The sequence below is a fragment of the Paenibacillus anaericanus genome, from assembly GCF_003994475.1.
GTDB lineage: Bacteria > Bacillota > Bacilli > Paenibacillales > Paenibacillaceae > Fontibacillus > Fontibacillus anaericanus.
Window position 1 is genome coordinate 36,722 of sequence record NZ_RZNY01000003.1, and the last position, 18,365, is coordinate 55,086.

Genomic DNA, 18,365 nt, shown 5'->3' on the forward strand with positions numbered 1-18,365 from the left:
TTATCAGTCCACAAAATGTTCGAATCCGTAAATCATACCCTCATATTCCAGCACTTTCTTAATCGCTATATTAACCCCTGGCATATATCCAGCCCGCTCGTAAGAATCATGGCGAATTTTAAGCGTTTGACCAAATCCACCAAAGATAACTTCTTGCTGCGCGAACACCCCTGGGAGACGCACGCTATGAATGCGGAATCCGCTGTAATAACCGCCTCTTGAACCATCAATCAACTCTTCTTCCTCAGGATTCCCTTGACGAAGTTCTTCTCTGTTCTTAGCGATCAATTCAGCCGTCTTCACCGCAGTTCCGGAAGGAGCATCCAGTTTCTGGTCCCCGTGATACTCAATGATCTCTAGATGAGGGAAATATTTAGCTGCTTGAGCAGCGAACTTCATCATTAGAATAGCACCGACGGAGAAGTTAGGAGCTATTAATCCACCAATACCGCGTTCCTGGCACTGCTTGTCCAGATCCTCGATCTGTTCCGGAGTAAAGCCAGTGGTACCAACTACGGGTGATACACCCAATTTAATAGCTAACACAGTATTGCTATAAGCTGATTGCGGCGTGGTAAAGTCAACCAGCACCTGCGGTCTACTCTCAACCAAAGCCAACTCCAAATCCTGACTTAGAGTAACACCACATGGTGGTAATCCGACAAGTGTTCCCGCATCCAAGCCTTCATCAGACAAGTTAACGGCGGCCACGAGCTGTAGTGTCGGGTCCTCCAATACCATCTTCACAACTTCCTTACCCATTCTGCCAGCAGCACCGGCAACAGCTACTCTGATATTTTCTGCCATAATAGTATTCCTCACTTTCTCTTGGATAATGGTTTGTAGGCTCATTCTACTACAGCATATGAACACATCGCCTATTCGGTGTCCTTTTTACTCCAACGATTGGCATCGCGCGTAGCAAATTTGTGCATGACTTTGTCATGTGCTTTATTCAAATCGATCCCCAGGGAATTAGCGAAACAAATCGTAATGAACAAAATATCTCCGAGCTCAAGCTCAATGGAATTATCTGGTTCATTGTCCTTTTTGGGCTTTTCCCCATAAGTATGATTCACTTCACGCGCTAGCTCGCCAACTTCCTCACTCATACGAGCTAACATACTTAGTGGACTGAAGTAGCCTTCTTTAAATTGGGAGATATAATCGTCAACTTCACGCTGTAACTCCGCAAGAGATTTTTCTTTCAAAGATGGGTCCTCCCGTCCATTGGCTAGGTTTTACAACTATGTTATCGTAAAGACGTTTTGAAAACAAATCATTTTTTAATGTGTCCAAAAAAAGGTATACTAAGGAAGAATGGACAAATTTACTTTTACAATTCAAACAGGTGAGGTATCGGATGAATACATCGAAGTTATCAAGTTATGCAAAAACAGTGCTGCCTATCTTCCTTGGAACTGCAATTTACGCTTTTGGGTTACTTTATTTCATTATACCCAATAAGCTGATGGAAGGTGGCCTTACTGGTGTAACTATTCTGCTTAATTATGCGTTTGGCATCTCTCCTTCGATCTCAAACTTTGTACTCAATGTCCCTTTATTTTTCTTGGGATGGAAGATTCTTGGCGGACGCCAGATCATTTATACCGGGGTAGGAATCTCATCGCTCACATTCTTCCTCTGGTTATTTGAACGTTTAATTGAAACCGGATGGATTGTCCCTTTTTCCACAGAGCACGACTATATTCTTGTGGCTCTGTATGCAGGGGTAACTCTGGGAGCCGGTCTCGGCATTGTATTTCGTTTCGGGGGCACGACTGGTGGTTCAGATATCATAGCCCGGATATTAGGACGTAAATATGGATGGAGTATGGGGCAGGTTATATTAATGGTTGATGTTATCATTATTGGCTTGTCGCTTATTTATATCAAAAAGGAAAACATCCTCTATACGCTCGTAGCTGTATACATAGCTTCTAAGGTAATTGACTTTATCCAAGAAGGTGCTTATGCCGCCAAAGCATTCACAATTATTAGTGACTACGCTCCGGAAATTGCAGATGTTATTACGAAAGATATGGAGCGTGGAGTTACGTTGATACCCGCGATTGGGGCTTATTCTAAACAGGCCAAGCACATGGCATATTGCGTTGTCTCAAGGCAAGAGATTCGGCGACTAACAGGGATTGCTAAATCTATCGACCCTAGGGCGTTTATCATTATCAGCGAAGTGCATGATGTTCATGGAGAGGGATTCAAGGAAGAATAAGATTAGTTGATGCTCAACATTAAAATGAGTGCTTAAAATACCAGTAATGCAGATGATCGCTACGATGACGGATTATTCTTACGATCGCTGTTGCCCTTAGATTTCCTGAATTTATTCAACCCTTAGAGGTAGAAATCCAAGGGCAAAGGCGAACGCTACCGCTTCTTCAGGACAATTCCATCCTCTCCGTTATGATCTATGTATGTTACTGATTCAAGCAAACACTTATTTTGGTGTTGTGCCTATTGGAGGGGGGACAAAAAGAAATACGGCTACCTCCTAGGTAGTAGCTTTTAATTTTGGCCCTGTTAAGATTTAATATGATAATTTTAGAATAAGAATGGGAAACCCATTATATAAGGGTTTCCCATTCTTATTCTAAAGTAATGAACGAAATTATTAATTACCATTCCAATGATAGATTAGTTGCACAACTCCAGAAGAGAACGTTCTTGTATTAACCATTTTTAAATTCAATCTACGTTTTATATCAATAAACATCGGTTTTCCTTCTCCTAAAATAACAGGGTGAATAGATAATCTAAATTCATCAACAAGCCCTAAATTTATAAAAGTTGTAATGAGGCTTGCTCCGCCATATAGCCAGATGTCTTTACCAGGTTTATTCTTCAATTTGTTTACTTCTTCAGCAATATTTCCATTGATAAATATTGCTTGATTATCAGTCTCTATTTGTGTTCTGGAGAACACATATTTCGCTTTGCTATGAACCAAATCCCAAATTTCTTTCTCGGTATCAGAGGCTTTGGTTTTGGGAATATATTGTCCCCACAAATCGTAGCTTTTTCTGCCATATAAAATAGTATCAATTTGACTCAAAAAATTTGTGAACCCCATATCAGGGTCCATAATGCACCAATCAACTTCTCCATTTTTCCCTTCAATAAAACCATCTAAAGTAACTGCTAAATCTAAAATTATTCTTCTCTGTTTTATATTATTTGACACAACTCTTCCTCCTTTTTTCATTCAGATATTGTTTCATCTGCCCCGATGAATAAAAGGAACGCTCGTTCTTATTCTGACTATAACAAATATTCAGGGAGGTATCAAATATATACATCTACTTTAACAGAGCCTTCATTTTAAAGATCCCAACATGCAAATAACAATTCTCCATGTGATTGGAGGAATGATTCGTTCACGGGGCACTCGTCCAGCATCTATGGATAAAAATATTGCTTAACTGTGCCCTTACCATTTTCAACTTCTACTTCAGCATATGCTCCGTTTATGAAAGTCATTTGTGGTGGAACGTGACCACAATCGATATCATAGATGATTGGTATTTGAAGTTCCTCGGAAAGTTCTTCATAGACATCCCTAATAGTATAGTCCTGAACAGGTTGATTCGCTTCACTTCGACCAAACATAATACCAGAACAATTTTCAAACCATCCTGCAAGTTTCATTTGGACTAATGACCTACGTAAATCCACTGTTGTCAGTTCGCAATTCTCTAAATACCACAAGATGGGATCATTATTGATAACATGTTGTTGGAAATATTGCACATCACCAAATGGTGTGCCAATCAAATGCCGGATCACATCTACACATCCGCCAAGTAATCTCCCGCTTACTCTTACTTTCATAACATTTGAATCTGAAATTACTTTCCAATAAGTTTGTTCCGTTAAATGAAAGACACACGGTGAGAAGTTATCGTGGTTCCATTCCTTTTGATATTTTTGTGAAGAATGTTGAATGATTGATTCGCCTGTTTTAATTGAGAGAAGCGCTTGCCACATAGCTGTTGTCTCATCCGAATGTACACCTCTTAGATCAATCAAATTCGGTCCATGAGCGGTTGCTATACCTGTTTTTAAAGTAGTTGCTAATAACAATACGCTTATATCCGAGTAACCCAATATCCACTTGGACTTAATATTTTCAAAATCAATATATTCAAGAACCTCGATTAACAATTCTCCACCCCAAGGTGGAATCACAGTATGGATATTATCGTCTTGCATCGTATCATTAAGTTCTGTAGCACGTATCTTTGCAGGAGATGATTTGGCCTTATCTTGTGTCCATACTGTCTCTCCACAAATGACATTGAACCCTTTCGCATTCATACGGTTACAAGCATCCTTAATCAAACCATGTAACTCAGATCCAACTCCTGATGAAGGAGCTGTTATTCCTATGGTTGCCTCTTCTTTTAAAAATGGATATTTTATCATAAGCTACCTCCAAATTTAGATGAGTTTACTAAATGTTTTTGCAACAAAATCCCAGATTTTACGTTTAGTCTTCTGGAGGTGCTTAATTGATGAAATTAATTATTATCATTTTCTCCTTGCTAGGATTAGTTGCATGCGGTCACTCTTCGCAATCTGAAGAACAAACTACTATAAATCACTCTAACCCCAAGGATCAAACCCTTTCAACAATAATTCCTGATCCTGAAATTGAACCTTTTAACGCCAGTATCTCTGTCCCCAATCAAATTAATTCAAATGAAGAGTTCGTTGTTAAGGCAACGCTAGAAAACTTATCTGATAATGATTTAACCATATTACATGCATCAAGAGTTTTTTATTTTTCGATTAAAGACACTAACGGTAAGCTTGTTAATACTTTTGTGATGGCTGAGGTAGGAAAATATCGTCCTTTTCAAGGAAAAGGGATGATATCAGAACAGTATATATACAAATTAGAAAATCCAGGTGTTTATGAAGTGTCCGCAACTGCTAAATTCACAGTTGGTGAAGGGGACAATACCAAAGATTTTGAAATAGAAACAAATAAAGCTAGTTTTGAAGTTATCCCGTTGAACTAACGGTGAACTATACAGCAATATCCATTCGAAAGACAAACAAAATTAACAGTTTCCTTCCGTATGTAAACAGAGACAAACTTATCTATCCACCAATATTTGCTCCGTACCTTGGTGGTAATGCGCTGGACTTCAAATACTTTGAATCACATATTGATGTGGTTGTTACAGACTCCCCTATGTGGGTCCTCATATAGCTGTTGGTAAGGATATTTGGAGACCACAGCGATTGTAGGAACGGTCCGTTCGCGGAGCGTCACTCAGAACACTTAACTTACTCCCAAATAAAAAGAGGGTATCCCAAGCCATTTTTTTGGCTTTTGGGACAACCCCCTTGAAATTTTCATTTATCAAGCGTGGTCCCCTTCAATAGAGAACCCCCTGAGTTACAGTCGATAATGGTTAGAGTCATCTTCTCTTCTCCCTACAGAAGAAACAATTTGGTCACCACGATACTTACGGAATCCCGTATAGAATAACGTCAGCACGATCCAGCCCCCTATGAGGGTACTCCAGTACCATGGGCTCCCATATCCAGTAATCGGTAGAAATACGGGCTCGTCAGCTCTCCGACCAAATAACTCCTTCAACAAGCTTTTGCCCAGATCGATGCCTTGATCAATAGCCCCTAGATCCAACGTCTTGTCATTGCTCAGTCTTTCAACGTAAGATAACCACGATTCAAATTTATTAATTTCTGAAGGATCGCGGGTAATGATGGCTGCAGATCGAATCACCTCATAATGCTCTTTGAATGTCTGAAATACATCCTTTAGTTCGGAAGCATCCCCAGCCACACGCGCTTTCTCCATACTCTGCAAGTTATCTGCCATGACTTTATAATACTGGAGCCATAGAGCCCCTTCTTGATGATTCAAACTGTTCACAGCCAGTCTCAGCCTAGCTGAAGTACCGATCCACTCTTCCTGCGAGACTTCTACCCTGGATAGTGTCTCCCTCGCATCCATAATAGTCTCAGCGAGCGCATGAATACCTTCCACTGATGTTAAGCCTTTAAATGAAAGACCCTCTAGAGCATCAATCAGTGACTCCATCTCCAGCAACGCCCCTTGTGCGTTCCCTTGCTGCATATTGTTATATAGACGTTCCGCTGCCGTCTCAAGCCTTTGCAGCTTCTCAGCTCGCTCTGACGCAGCCGTACCCGTAGCAGCAACGTCTACGGAAAATGCTCTAGCATATGACGGCACAGCTAACGGACTCCATATCAGGAATAGCAGCACCGCTAACCACCCGATCCTTTTCCTCCAACTCATGGACATCCCTCCTTACCATTCATGGTATGGCAGGCTGTCCACAGTTAGAACTCTAGTTCATCGTGTATCTCAAGTTCTTTTTGCACCTTTTAAGGCAATCCATGTAACCACAGCACTAGCAACTGTTAGAAGTACGGTAAAGAGCTTTATTGTGTTTACATCATCATACAAAGTCTGAGGTAACCATGGATAGACATCATAGGTATAGTCCACCAAATCATTTAATAGAGTCCAACAAGTAGCGCTTAGAATCATTAATGTCCCGAATTTGAACATACGAACGAATAATAGCGTTTCAACCGCCATGGCCAAGTGGGAAGCTACTAACATCCAATCTTGCCATACTAGATCTCCTCCCTGATGTGCCCCTGCAAAAATCATAGAGACAGCCCAAACGCCATATTTAACACTCGTTACAACTGCTAGTGCCTCGATCAAGGTACGGATTTTTCCAAACTTGGCCAGAGGTCCAGGAAATAGTAGAAATAACAAAGCAAGCGTGAAGAACAAACTTGCTGTAGGACTGTCTGGGACGAATACGATCAGCCAATGGGGTTGGCTCATCCACGTCTCGCGAAGTTGCCCTCCATACCATATGTATCCGTATACCGTTCCTAGTAAATTAGATATAAAAAATAACCATAGCATGAACCGAGTTGATAAAAATGCTCGGCTCCAAAAATATGACAATCTCAATTTCATGCCCCTTCCTCATCACAGGTCCAATAAATAAAAACCTGATCGTTTGTACGATCAGGTTTTTTACTTTAGTCTAATTTTACTGTTCCGCTTTTTGTTTCGCAAGCCAGTCAGCTAAATGATCAATATCTTGATCCGTGAGCCCCGAAGCAATAGCTGTATCATACATCGCTGGCATCTTATTATTGTATCCTTCTTTAATGATGGCAAGGATAGCTTCCTTATCATGCTTATCACCAACACCACGTAGTGAAGGACCACTTGCCCCTTTAAGATCCGCAGCATGACATGAAATACAAGTCGCTGTCTTATATGTCTCCATGGCAGTATCTTCCTTATCCACGATACCAATTTCCTCTTGCTTAATCGCATTAGAAGTTGGTAGACCTTTTTGCCTATTTTCTAATGCTTGTTCCTCACGTTTGATATGTTCCGGCTTTTCCCCAGCCAATTTCAACTCATGCTGGTAATGCGTCCAAGCGAAATTGGTTAAGTACACAACCGCCGCAAGCGACAGTAACATAAGCGACGAAGCAATTGGCCGACGATAAAATCTACGTTCCTTCCCCCGGTCTAGAAACGGAGCAAGCATGAGTCCCCCAAATGCCGCAGTCGGTATGCCAGCTGTTCCCAGTATCACCCAATCTCCAGAAGCATATGGGTACTTCAGATACTGATACAGAAAGAGAAAATACCAGTCAGGCATGGGTATAACGGACGCACTAGGGTTAGCAGGAAAACCGAGAGGGGCAGGTTCAGATATGGTTAATACTAAGAATCCAACAAGTACAACCACACCAACCATCCATTCTTTCAATAGAAAGTTAGGAATAAACGCTTCCGATTTACCAGGATAAGCCGTGTAGTCGGGAGGAGTGATAAATCCATTCCCTTTTCGAACACGCGAATCACCGACAAATACGACTTTCTCTTTCAACTTATCTCCGTGGGCCATATAAATGCCTCCCTTCTTCTAATTAGAATGTGTTGACTGCCTCTTAAAGTGGTCCGGAAATCCCTTGTCTGCGGATCATAATAAAATGTCCCACCAGAAGGGTAAGCAACACAGCCGGAAGGAAGAACACGTGAATGGCAAAGAACCTAGTTAACGTTTCAGCGCCAACAATCGTACCACCCTGTAGTAACTCTTTCATAATAGGTCCCAGCACAGGTATCGAATTAGCGATCTCTAGCGTAACTTTCGTAGCGAAATAGGCCTTATTGTCCCAAGGCAGCAAATAACCCGTCAATCCGAGTCCAATCATGACAAAGAAAATGAGCATACCGACAACCCAGTTCATTTCGCGTGGTGCTTTATAGGAACCAGTGAAGAAAACGCGAAGGGTATGAAGGAACATCATTACAATTACCAAACTCGCCCCCCAGTGGTGCATACCACGAACGATTTGACCGAAAGCGACTTGGGTCTGCAAATACTCAACACTACCATACGCATTGATAATATCAGGGACATAGTACATTGTAAGAAACATCCCAGATAAAATCTGAATAACGGTAATGAAAAACGTCAATCCGCCAAAACAATAAACGAATGCGGAAAAGTGATGTGCCGGGTTTACATGCTCCGGAACTTCATGATCTGCAACATCTCTCCAAATCGGCGTGATATCAAGACGTTCATCAATCCAGTTATACATGTTTTTTAACATCTGAATCTACGCCCCCTTATTTCACGATCGTGTTCGGGATAATTTCCCCCAGTAAAATCCAGTCATTCTCCAGCTTTACTCGGTATTCATCCAGCGGCTTAGGAGCGACAGCAAGCTGCTTACCCTCTTTTGTATAATGCGCACCATGACATGGACAGAAATATTGTTCTGGGAATTCCTGATTTTTGTTCCACCCTACCGTACACCCCAAGTGCTTGCAGATCGGTGAAAGCGCATAAATTTTTCCCTTTTCGTCTTTGCTGATCCATGCCGTCAGCGTTGCGGTGCTCAAATACCATCCGTCCTGCTGCTTGAGTTCAAAGGTAAACTCCTGCGGTTCAGTCGTTATTTTGCTAGCTTCAACCACTTTGATGTATGCGCCCTCACCTTTTTGCCGTAGAACTGGATCCACAGCGAAACGTACCATCGGAAGTGCCACACCACCCATCATAAAGGCAGTAGCCCCTCCCAAAGTATATGTAAGAAACTGCCGGCGGGACATTTCCTTACGAATAGGCGGTTTATTCGATGATTCATGTTGGTCGCTCTGATTGCTCATTACTTTCTCCAACCCCCTTTGCCAGCCAATTCGTTATTTTCCATTTTCAATGATAAATGTCACTTTTATTAATAAGTCATATTAATAATATATGAGCAATATGAGAGCGTCAAGATTTTCCAGTTGCTTTTTTCTATCAACTAGGCATCCGTTATTATTAATTGTCGATATTTAGTCACATTTACCTTTGATTATCTCTTTGCCAAATACGTTGAATTTCGTTCTGAATTATCATACTATTAGGAAGTGCTTCAGAACCCTCTAAGCTTTGCAGGGAAAGGACTAGATCAACATCAGGAAGATATGAATTATGTAGTAAAACATCCGATGTTATGACAACTACAAACCTGAATCCGGACGACTTGACATTGCGAGAAATTTCATTTATAAATTCAAAAATATTATCTCTTCCATATTGAACTGTTGGATATGTAACTACCCTTCCTTTAAAGGGGATTTCCACTAAATCCATCATATCTCTCAGTCTCAACAAAGCCGCAGTCACTTCATACGGTTGTTCTTTTCCGCTAAGTCCAGCAACTGGAAGAAGACAAGTATCTAAGTATGGCCGGAGTTCTTCCCACGTGTTCGATTCTACTTCACTAAATTTCAATTTTTCTCCTCCTCCTTACCTCTCTTTCATTATAATCAAACAAATGTCCTTGACAAATGTATTCTGAAGACTTGAGAATGAACCGAAGTATGAAACAACTCCACTCACCTACTTCTATTAGATGAACGGTTGGAGCAGTTTCAGAACAAAATGAATACTTTGTTGAGTCATTTATCGTCAGGAGGAAGTTTATAATGGAAGTCGAAACTAGTAAGCCTGCGCGGCCGAAATTGTTGAGTCAATTTACAGCGCCTTTCTTACAATCCCGCTCTTTCCCGTATCTTTGGCTGGGACAGTTAATCTCAATTTTAGGTAGCTCAGTTACTATGGTTATTCTTCCGATTATTGTTTACACGCTTACTGGATCATCGACAACGATGGGATTAATCATGGCTGCGTATACTCTCCCCAGCATCCTAATGCTTCCCATATCAGGTTGGATCGTAGATCGATATAATCGTATCCATATCATGTTATTTGCTGATATCATGCGTTTCATAGTTATGTCAATCATCGCTTCTTTTATCTTCACAGATATCTTATCTATTCAGGCTTTGTTTGTGCTTGTAGCACTTTACGGATTATTGGAGGGCCTCTTTCAACCTGCTTATTCTGCTGTTCGAGCGTCCGTCTTTACACCTGAAATCCGAAATTCTGCCAATGCATTAACGCAAATTAGTAATCAGGCTGTTCGCTTGATCGGTCCTTCTTTAGGAGGCCTACTTATTACTTTCCTTTCGGCCGGTTGGGGTGTTACTTTGGATGCCCTCACTTATGTAGGATCATTTATTTGTTTGTTCTATCTGCGTAAACTTCTCCCCTTTCACAAGAAAGAGACGACCCCAGATAGCGATTGGCGCAAAGACTTCACTGAAGGAATACAGATTTTAAAGAGTAACGCCTGGTTATGGATTACAATCCTCGCTTTTTCATTCATCAATATTTGTTACAGTGGAATTGTTATCGTTCTCATACCCTGGTTGTTCAAAGTTCATCTTGAATTGACTCCTTATGTATATGGTATCGGTATAACCTGCTCAGGGATCGGTGCAATACTTGCTGGACTTCTGTTTGGAACGAGAAGCAAGTGGTCCAATCGTGGACTCATCGCTTATGGTGGAGCATTATTGAGTGGGATTTCACTATTACTTATGGCTTTTACATCTTCTCCCTTCATACTTTGTGCCCTGTTTGTTCTGGAGGGTTTCGGAATAATGGTCTTCGGTTTGATCTGGGAGACTAGTCTTCAGGAGCTTGTCCCGCAGGAAGCCTTTGGCCGAGTCTCAAGTTTAGATATGCTTGGTTCCTTTGCATTACTACCTTTAGGCTATATCCTTGTCGGTTGGCTTGCTGATATTATCGGAGGTACGCAGACGATTGCTATTTTCTCCAGCTTAGGAATCCTCTGTGTAATCTCCATCATGTTTATCCCCGGAGTGCGCAAGTTCGATTAGGCCAATCTATATATAAAAAAGAAGAAATGCCTTAAACGGCATTTCTTTATTTACCCAATATTTTGAGTTCATCCGTCAAGAGTCGGAAGGCCACTTCATCGCCTTTGGCCAATGCATTATCAATTTCACTATATAGCTGTTGATAACGTTGTTTACGCAGAGCTTCGTCCCATACCATTTCCGCTGCTAAACTAAGCATCACTTCATAAGTAACCTTTATCTTATCCATAGGATGCACCTCCAAACACTTGTCAAAGAGAACTTAGTTTCTGCTCTTTCTTAAGCATATTCACCGATTTTTTTACCGTTAGTGACTATAGCCTCTATACACATTAAAGTGCTATAGCCTATGCGATACTTATGATGAATTGTGCCACAAACTTTAAATTTCTATCATCGACCCTTCTGAAGACCAAGGATAGCCGCCCTGCCAAATTGTGTTGTCTGTATGTATCGTACCTGCTGTTCATCTTCACCTATCCGTACCATTCCTAGATGTAGCATCATTCTCAGAATTCTTTCTTCAAATATAGATTCTGACGAATCATAAAAAAACGGTTTGATGAGACGCTCCATGTTCTCATACAACGAGGAAATCGTAACCCATTCCTTGGAACAACGTTCGATCCAGTAAACAAGAGAGAGCAGGTTAGGGATCGGGCCTTTGTATAGTCTTAACCAGAAGCTTACCATTTGCATCTTCGAATCCTGCTTTTCTGCTCCCAGCAACGAAACACCAGCAGCAGATAAACTTAGGCCACCTACATTCTCCCTGATAAGCCGAGAATGATAGGCATAGTCGTACAATAATGCAAATCGGCTAGGATAATCCTTGAAACGACGACCATATCCAAAACGCCAACCTTTGCCTACGAGTGGTTCTGAAATGTGCATTGTCTCCATAATCTGCATTTGATTCCTGCGATACATGATCCCTTCACTATTCAGGGGAATCTCATGAAGTTGAACATATTGAAGGAACAATTGTAGGTCCCCTGGAAGAAGATCAATCTCCTCCCGATACATGGATGGTTCACCCAAGGCTGGAATCAATTCCGATTTAAAACGTCTCTCAAGTACCTCTCTGAATCGATGATTCAAATCTTCTGGTACTTCGAACAAATAACGCGTATTCTGAGTCGAGCCATTGAACAGCCACCCCCGCTGCCTGAATCTTGTAATGACATCCCTTGGACTTTCTTTTTCTCTGGCGTCTTCAGTGAAACGCGACTGTTGTGCACAAGCAATTAACTCTTCTAGACTAAATTGACGGCGGCCATCAAATAGCAACGTATTAAGAAAACGCAAATCTTCCAAACTCAACCTGCCCACATGCTGTTCAATAAATTCTCTGCTTCCTATCGTCTGCAAGATTGACTGAATTAACTCATGCTTGGAATTTTCGTTACAGTCACACTTATAGTGATTTGCTATTCTATTTAGTTGTCCGATATCGGCAAAAGTGAGCATATCCGCCAAGTTCATACTTTACCGCCTCACCGTTTTACTATCATTATTGGAAAATATGCAACTTTTATTCCCTTAATAGCAAAAAAAATCCGACCTAGGTCGGATTATAATCGATCTTCTACAGTTTCTTTCAAATGACGGGTACAATTGTATAATACTAAATCCCAATTCGACTCTTGTTTCTCGACAATCGTGAGGGATAAATTCCCAATTCGTTCACTACACTTATTTTGATATAACGCACTATATAATTGTGCAAGCAGCCCTCCATGCGAGATAACTAGCACATTACGGTCACCATAACGTTCCCCTAAATCATTCATGAAAGCTAATGCCCGTTTACGAATTGCTTCATCCTTTTCCTGTCCAAGGTCCAGTTGATCCCATTCTTTACCCCACAATGTTTCACGTTCCAGGGAAGTTAATCCTTCCACCTGACCAAATGCACGCTCCATAATTCTAGAGTCGGGGTCATACATCGGTATTTTCAACGAGTCAGCAATGATTTTTCCAGTCTCTTGCGCGCGCGACAATCCGCTAGTAATCACGAAATCCCATTGATATGTTGAGTCATCCTTTAATCTTTGAGCAAGTTGATATGCCTGTTTTCTTCCTTCTTCATTTAATGGAATATCACTCTGGCCCTGGATTTTGCCAACTGCGTTCCAATCCGTAAGCCCATGGCGTATTAATCCTACGAGCATCTTCATCCCCCTATACTTGATGTGATAAACACTATGTATTATTGTATCAAGAAATAAAAATAAAAGCCTCTTCCAAATTCTTAGTTAGGAAGAAGCTAATATTCTTATTTATCTCTTTGCGCGCCTGATACCCTTCCACGAAAACAAGGCAAGACCCATTCCCGCCATAGATAAAAGCATCCAATATTGCGGGTAAGATGGTCCCATTTGAGCAACAAATGGCTCGACGATTCCTCGAGATACACTTGGCAATGTCAGTGAGAATTCTTCTTGGGGTTCGATATCAGAAACCACAGCGACTGCTGGCAATATACCAGTCATCGGTTTAACAGCCTCATGGTTATCTTTGGATCCTCCGACCATAACTAACAGGAAGCTGCAGAGGAAAACCGCCAAGAAACAAGCGGCCCAAATTGAAACGCGTTGCCGTAAACGACGTGAAGTCTTACCTTCCCCAGCGTTAGGTGCTAACCAAGGGGATTCTGCATAAATACGCTCCATCACCCTACGGTTTATGCCTTCTGCTTGTTCCTCTGACACTTCTATAGGTAAATCATGCACCGCATTTAAACTTTCTTGCCAAATTTGATATTCTGCAGCGCAAGATTCGCAACCCAAAGTATGCCACTCCAGCATTCTACGCTGGGGATGATTTTCCGGTAATTCCGGCATCAATCCAAACAACTCTTGGGCCTCTTTACAGTTCATCTGCTTTTCATCCCTTCATATTGTTCGTAGATGGGTTCATAAAAGTAGGGTTCAAGCTGGATCTTCACGCTACTGCGTGCCCTAAATAATAGAGATTTCACCGCACTAACACTCTGTCCCATTATGCCGGCGATCTCTTGATAATCCAACTGGTCATATTCACGTAGAATAAGTGCAGATCTTTGTTTTTCAGGAAGATTATTGATGGCTTCGCGCACCATACTTACCTTCTCACTCCGCAGTACAGCTTGCTCCGGAACAACATCATTAGTCGCAACCGGTACATACCCACTTTCCTCTAAAGGAATATTAGCCGTACGCTGCTTACGCAATTCACTAAGCACGGTGTTCCTAGCGATTGTGTACAACCATGTGGAAAAAGAAGCATCCACTTCCCGGAAGGAGTGCAGACTCCTAAATGCTTTGTAGAATGTCTCCGAGCATAAGTCTTCAGCGAGCAACTCCATATGAGCGCTCTTCAACATGTGATACACAAAGGCCAATATTTTGCGTTGGTAACGGCGCATTAACTCCGCGTACAACTCGGTATTGCCTTCTTTAATTTCACGAATCATTTGGGAATCCGTCATTATGAGTGCGATCCTCCTCGCCCATCCATGTACTTATTCCCCGTTCGATTCCACTTATTCTTACCGAACAGGATATAAAAAGTTGCGGTTTATATGTACTATTTTATAAAAAAACAGCCAAAATATTTCTGAAATAGTATGACTTGCTCTAATCGATGAATATTATACCATAGAACTGGGGATTAAAAAACTTCTCTATATTACTCTAGATAACATAAATCGTAAAATTTATAACTATGTTATTGCGGCAGTTTCTCGATGAATTTCCTTAAAATAATGTATAATAGTGTTCAGTTCTAATGAAAGGAAGGTCCCCATGAGATTGTCTATAGGCATGAGAAATATTAAAACCGCCATTGCGATATTTGTTTGTCTCATCATTTCAGAACTCCTACACCTGGAATATCCATTTTATGCTGCTATAGCAACGATAATATCCATGGAGAACTCTGTAACAAATTCATTTACGGTCGGCAAGAACAGAATGATGGGCACTTTTGTTGGTGCAGGTATAGGCTTAATTTTTGCCATTATTGATCCGCAGAATGCCTTTTATTGCGCCATTGGTATCGTACTCGTCATTTACATATGTAATTTACTAAAGTGGAATAAGTCCATATCTATTGCTAGTATCGTGTTTCTCGCGATCATGTTAAATTTACAGGTTGGAGGTAGCCCACTTCTCTATGGTCTAAACAGGATATTTGATACGCTAATCGGCGTTAGTGTGGCTGTTGTCGTTAATTATCTGATCTTCCCTCCAAAACATGAGTACAACCTTCATATCGCACGAAAAACAGTCATGAGGAGACTTGCAGAAACAGCAGAGGAAGTAGTTAACTTTGGGGTCAACGATGACTTAAAACCTCTCAAAAAAGATATTGCTGACTTGGAAAAATATCTCGAGCTTTGTAAACTTGAATTCCACCTCAAGAAGGACCTAAGTCAAACGATGGAACTTATTGAAGAGGAAGTAGAGATTTGTAAAAATATTTATTCGCATATGCGTATGATTCAACGGTTATACATTGAACAAGATCTAGTTATACATCAAAGAGCCTCTCAACAACTTGATTCGGAATCATTGTCCATCGTTATCCGCTATCATATCGATTGTATTATTGTTGAGATCGAAGGCCTAGGACTGATTCTTCCGCAACAACAATAAGGACAAGCGAATAATACTACTATTGAATTCATTCTCAGGGGGTTACACCATGGAGTTCAGACAAATGAAGGAACATGAACTGAAGCAAGCTGCAGTATTAGCGAACAACGTCTTTAGAAAAGATGGAGAAATACAAATGGAAGAGATATTTCCAGCCCTGTTCCAACCCGGTGTAAGTCATTCCTATGGTGCTTTTGATCAATATGGTGATATCGTCTCGTTTATGGGCATGGTTCCACTAATCATCAACTCAGGAAGTGTTAACTTGTCTGCATTTTCCATAGGTGCAGTTTGTACTCATCCAGAATACCGTGGTCAAGGGATTGCCTCAAGACTATTATCCCTATGCCTTCAACATGCAAAAGATGCAGGAGCTTCACTATTATTCATATCAGGTGATAAATCACTGTATTTAAGAGCCGGAAGTGTGTACTTCGGTAAATCCACCCAGTTTATACTTGACCCGCCCGCTGCAAGACACCTTGTTTCAGAACAAAACTTATGGAACTTTCGCGATATGAAGCCGGAAGATATTTTTGCCATGCATGATCTGATCAAATCTCAAACTGGTACGATTCAATGGGGTCTCTCTGACTTACAGCAATTCATCGGAACATCTCCTATGGCTACTCTTTATGGACTGACTCAGTATATTAAAGTAGCGGAAATACCCGGTGAAGGAATTAGCGCTTTTGCTGCGATAGGTATTCCACGACCCGACTCCTCCCCGGAACAGCACCAGGAACAAACTAGTCAAGTTGGAACTGTCATCGAATGGGCCGGATCAAATAAGGCGGTCACAGCGCTCCTGTCCCATTTGCTCTCACACTTCAATCTATCTTCACTAGAAATCAATCTACCGTGGCAGTATACCCAGCTTTCAGCTTCTCTGGAAGAGGCGGGTACAGGACAGATCCCAAGTACTAATGCAGGTACTCTCTTAGTTGCTGACGGAAATACCCTCATCACTCAATCCAGGTTAGATTCAGTTCATGGACACGATCTTACAATCTCCATTGATACGGAGGGTACATATATCCTCAATTCACCTGATGGTGCTTCTGTCATTGGCGGGAATGCTGAACTTTGCTCCCTGTTATTTGATCCTGATACTGAAATTACACAACCATCGAATTTCAAGCTGAAGACACTACCTCTGCCTTATATGTATGGGCTATATTTCATTTAAACAAAGGGTCAAGCCATGTCGAACTTGGCTTGACCCTTTGTTTGTATAATCCATTCTTTACTTTTCAGTAACTCTACCTTGTGCGTCAATATTTGCATTATAAGAGAGCTTGTTCAAGAGCTTATACGTCTTTTTATTATAAGTTTCACTCATATAATTAGGCTGCCCATGGATGATTTTTACTGGTGTTATTTTACTCGTAATGACAGAATCCTTAATTTCAAAATCAACAATCATCGAATCAAGCGTCTTATCTCCGCCACGTGTTGAGCGATTAAACACAAAGTTTCCTAATGAATAATAGATCGGCTTGTGTTTATAATATTCAATCCCCATCAAACAGTGGCTATGTGCTCCAATAATCATATCCGCTCCACTATCGACCATTTGTTGTGCCATCTTACGGGCATACGGCTCAGGATAATCTTTAAACTCCTCATTCCAATGGATATATACAATCGTATAATCATTCTCTTCTGCCGATTTCTTGATTTCACTTAGCATGGGTTCAAGAGTATAGGCCGATGCGGCCCCTCCACTATTCTTCCCTGCATGCCATGAAGTACCTGATAGAACACGACTCACACCAAGTACAGCAATCCTCTTATCTTGTATCGTCTGTACAAATGGAGTAAATGCCTCTTTAATATTCTTGCCTGCTCCTGTATATCCGATTTTGTACTTGTTTAGTTGTACAAATGTGTCCATCATTGCCTCTTTACCATAATCAAGAATATGATTGTTTGCCAAGGATACTCCATCAATTCCTGCATACACTAATCCTGCTAGTGTTGTAGGCTTCGAACGAAAGACGAATGTCTTATCTGCCACAGGTTGGCCTTTGGTCGAGACTGGTGTTTCCAAATTTGCAAAAACCATATCCGCTTCTTTAAACTTCGGTGCCACTTTTTCAAAAGGATAGTTAGCTCCATATTTAGTTATTTGATTTCCTACATATCCGTCAAGCAAAATATCCCCTGCAAATGTAAGCTTAATTCCTTTTTCTTCTTCAGATGTAGACTTGCCTAATGCCATTGAAACAGGTAGCACGAGTAATAATACCAATACAACAAATATGAATCTGCGTAATATACGAGCTACCATTTCACTCTACCTCCCCGTTCACCCGTTCCAAATGCTACCATTATATAATATTAATCCATATTAAAGTCAAGAGCTTCTATCCGCTCGTCCATCATATGCTGAAATAAGCCTAAAAAGACTGGAA

The 18,365-nt window shown here is 41.1% G+C and carries 21 protein-coding genes; 5 read left to right on the forward strand and 16 right to left on the reverse strand.

The genetic code is table 11. The features are described 5' to 3' along the window. Positions 1-3: 3 nt before the first annotated feature. Both dapB and EJP82_RS04390 read right to left on the reverse strand, forming a co-directional pair. Positions 4-807 (reverse strand): 4-hydroxy-tetrahydrodipicolinate reductase, encoded by an 804-nt coding sequence (dapB, locus tag EJP82_RS04385; RefSeq protein ID WP_127190826.1) that lies wholly within the window; start codon positions 805-807, stop codon positions 4-6. A 71-nt stretch (positions 808-878) separates the two neighbouring features. Then, the gene (locus EJP82_RS04390; protein WP_127190827.1) at positions 879-1,211 is read right to left on the reverse strand and encodes a nucleotide pyrophosphohydrolase; all 333 of its coding nucleotides are present in this window, start codon (positions 1,209-1,211) and stop codon (positions 879-881) included. Positions 1,212-1,363: 152 nt separating this feature from the next. Here EJP82_RS04390 and EJP82_RS04395 point away from each other — a divergent pair, with 152 nt between their 5' ends. Beyond that, entirely contained in the window at positions 1,364-2,233 is an 870-nt protein-coding gene (locus EJP82_RS04395; RefSeq protein WP_127190828.1) for a YitT family protein, read from the forward strand. 399 nt (positions 2,234-2,632) lie between these two features. On the opposite strand, the gene EJP82_RS04400 is transcribed toward EJP82_RS04395, so the two are convergent. Beyond that, positions 2,633-3,202 carry a dihydrofolate reductase family protein gene (locus EJP82_RS04400; protein ID WP_127190829.1) on the reverse strand — a complete coding sequence of 190 codons (570 nt, stop codon included), beginning with the start codon at positions 3,200-3,202 and terminating at the stop codon, positions 2,633-2,635. Positions 3,203-3,417: 215 nt separating this feature from the next. Next, positions 3,418-4,443, reverse strand: a complete 1,026-nt coding sequence (locus EJP82_RS04405; protein ID WP_127190830.1) for a S66 family peptidase — start codon at positions 4,441-4,443, stop codon at positions 3,418-3,420. Positions 4,444-4,532: 89 nt separating this feature from the next. On the opposite strand from EJP82_RS04405, the gene EJP82_RS04410 reads away from it, so the two are divergent. Beyond that, complete coding sequence (locus EJP82_RS04410; RefSeq protein ID WP_127190831.1) at positions 4,533-5,042, forward strand: hypothetical protein; 510 nt, start codon at positions 4,533-4,535, stop codon at positions 5,040-5,042. Positions 5,043-5,425: 383 nt separating this feature from the next. Here the strand turns inward: EJP82_RS04410 and EJP82_RS04415 are convergent, their stop codons facing one another. The 6 genes from EJP82_RS04415 to EJP82_RS04440 all read right to left on the reverse strand — a co-directional run bounded on the left by EJP82_RS04415 (position 5,426) and on the right by EJP82_RS04440 (position 9,854). Then, positions 5,426-6,313 (reverse strand): sporulation protein YpjB, encoded by an 888-nt coding sequence (locus EJP82_RS04415; protein WP_246053984.1) that lies wholly within the window; start codon positions 6,311-6,313, stop codon positions 5,426-5,428. Between the two features lie 69 nt (positions 6,314-6,382). Then, the gene (locus EJP82_RS04420; protein ID WP_127191162.1) at positions 6,383-7,009 is read right to left on the reverse strand and encodes a DUF1405 domain-containing protein; all 627 of its coding nucleotides are present in this window, start codon (positions 7,007-7,009) and stop codon (positions 6,383-6,385) included. Between the two features lie 82 nt (positions 7,010-7,091). Further along, a complete protein-coding gene (locus tag EJP82_RS04425; protein ID WP_127190833.1) occupies positions 7,092-7,967 on the reverse strand; it encodes a menaquinol-cytochrome c reductase cytochrome b/c subunit in 876 nt (291 codons plus the stop codon). A 43-nt stretch (positions 7,968-8,010) separates the two neighbouring features. After that, entirely contained in the window at positions 8,011-8,682 is a 672-nt protein-coding gene (gene qcrB / locus EJP82_RS04430; protein WP_127190834.1) for a menaquinol-cytochrome c reductase cytochrome b subunit, read from the reverse strand. A gap of 16 nt (positions 8,683-8,698) precedes the next feature. Further along, complete coding sequence (locus EJP82_RS04435; RefSeq protein WP_127190835.1) at positions 8,699-9,241, reverse strand: Rieske (2Fe-2S) protein; 543 nt, start codon at positions 9,239-9,241, stop codon at positions 8,699-8,701. 181 nt (positions 9,242-9,422) lie between these two features. Continuing rightward, positions 9,423-9,854: a DUF2487 family protein gene (locus EJP82_RS04440; protein WP_127190836.1), complete on the reverse strand. Its 432-nt coding sequence runs from the start codon at positions 9,852-9,854 to the stop codon at positions 9,423-9,425. Positions 9,855-10,048: 194 nt separating this feature from the next. On the opposite strand from EJP82_RS04440, the gene EJP82_RS04445 reads away from it, so the two are divergent. Then, the gene (locus EJP82_RS04445) at positions 10,049-11,308 is read left to right on the forward strand and encodes an MFS transporter (RefSeq protein ID WP_127190837.1); all 1,260 of its coding nucleotides are present in this window, start codon (positions 10,049-10,051) and stop codon (positions 11,306-11,308) included. Between the two features lie 46 nt (positions 11,309-11,354). Here EJP82_RS04445 and EJP82_RS04450 read toward each other — a convergent pair whose 3' ends face one another. From EJP82_RS04450 to EJP82_RS04470, 5 genes are all read right to left on the reverse strand, one after another. Next, positions 11,355-11,537, reverse strand: a complete 183-nt coding sequence (locus EJP82_RS04450; RefSeq protein WP_127190838.1) for an IDEAL domain-containing protein — start codon at positions 11,535-11,537, stop codon at positions 11,355-11,357. Between the two features lie 164 nt (positions 11,538-11,701). Continuing rightward, the gene (locus EJP82_RS04455) at positions 11,702-12,793 is read right to left on the reverse strand and encodes a hypothetical protein (protein ID WP_127190839.1); all 1,092 of its coding nucleotides are present in this window, start codon (positions 12,791-12,793) and stop codon (positions 11,702-11,704) included. An 89-nt stretch (positions 12,794-12,882) separates the two neighbouring features. Further along, positions 12,883-13,482, reverse strand: coding sequence for a histidine phosphatase family protein (locus tag EJP82_RS04460; protein ID WP_127191163.1), 600 nt, complete (start codon positions 13,480-13,482; stop codon positions 12,883-12,885). 108 nt (positions 13,483-13,590) lie between these two features. Beyond that, positions 13,591-14,190, reverse strand: coding sequence for a zf-HC2 domain-containing protein (locus tag EJP82_RS04465; RefSeq protein ID WP_127190840.1), 600 nt, complete (start codon positions 14,188-14,190; stop codon positions 13,591-13,593). Beyond that, complete coding sequence (locus EJP82_RS04470) at positions 14,187-14,780, reverse strand: RNA polymerase sigma factor (RefSeq protein ID WP_127190841.1); 594 nt, start codon at positions 14,778-14,780, stop codon at positions 14,187-14,189. Before EJP82_RS04470 ends, EJP82_RS04465 begins: the two co-directional genes overlap by 4 nt. A gap of 316 nt (positions 14,781-15,096) precedes the next feature. On the opposite strand from EJP82_RS04470, the gene EJP82_RS04475 reads away from it, so the two are divergent. Both EJP82_RS04475 and EJP82_RS04480 read left to right on the forward strand, forming a co-directional pair. After that, positions 15,097-15,948, forward strand: a complete 852-nt coding sequence (locus EJP82_RS04475) for an FUSC family protein (protein WP_127190842.1) — start codon at positions 15,097-15,099, stop codon at positions 15,946-15,948. A gap of 49 nt (positions 15,949-15,997) precedes the next feature. Then, on the forward strand, positions 15,998-17,137 hold the full coding sequence (locus EJP82_RS04480) for a GNAT family N-acetyltransferase (protein WP_127190843.1): 1,140 nt from the start codon (positions 15,998-16,000) through the stop codon (positions 17,135-17,137). Positions 17,138-17,194: 57 nt separating this feature from the next. Here EJP82_RS04480 and EJP82_RS04485 read toward each other — a convergent pair whose 3' ends face one another. Beyond that, complete coding sequence (locus EJP82_RS04485) at positions 17,195-18,172, reverse strand: CapA family protein (RefSeq protein WP_425464322.1); 978 nt, start codon at positions 18,170-18,172, stop codon at positions 17,195-17,197. Positions 18,173-18,365: the final 193 nt, after the last annotated feature.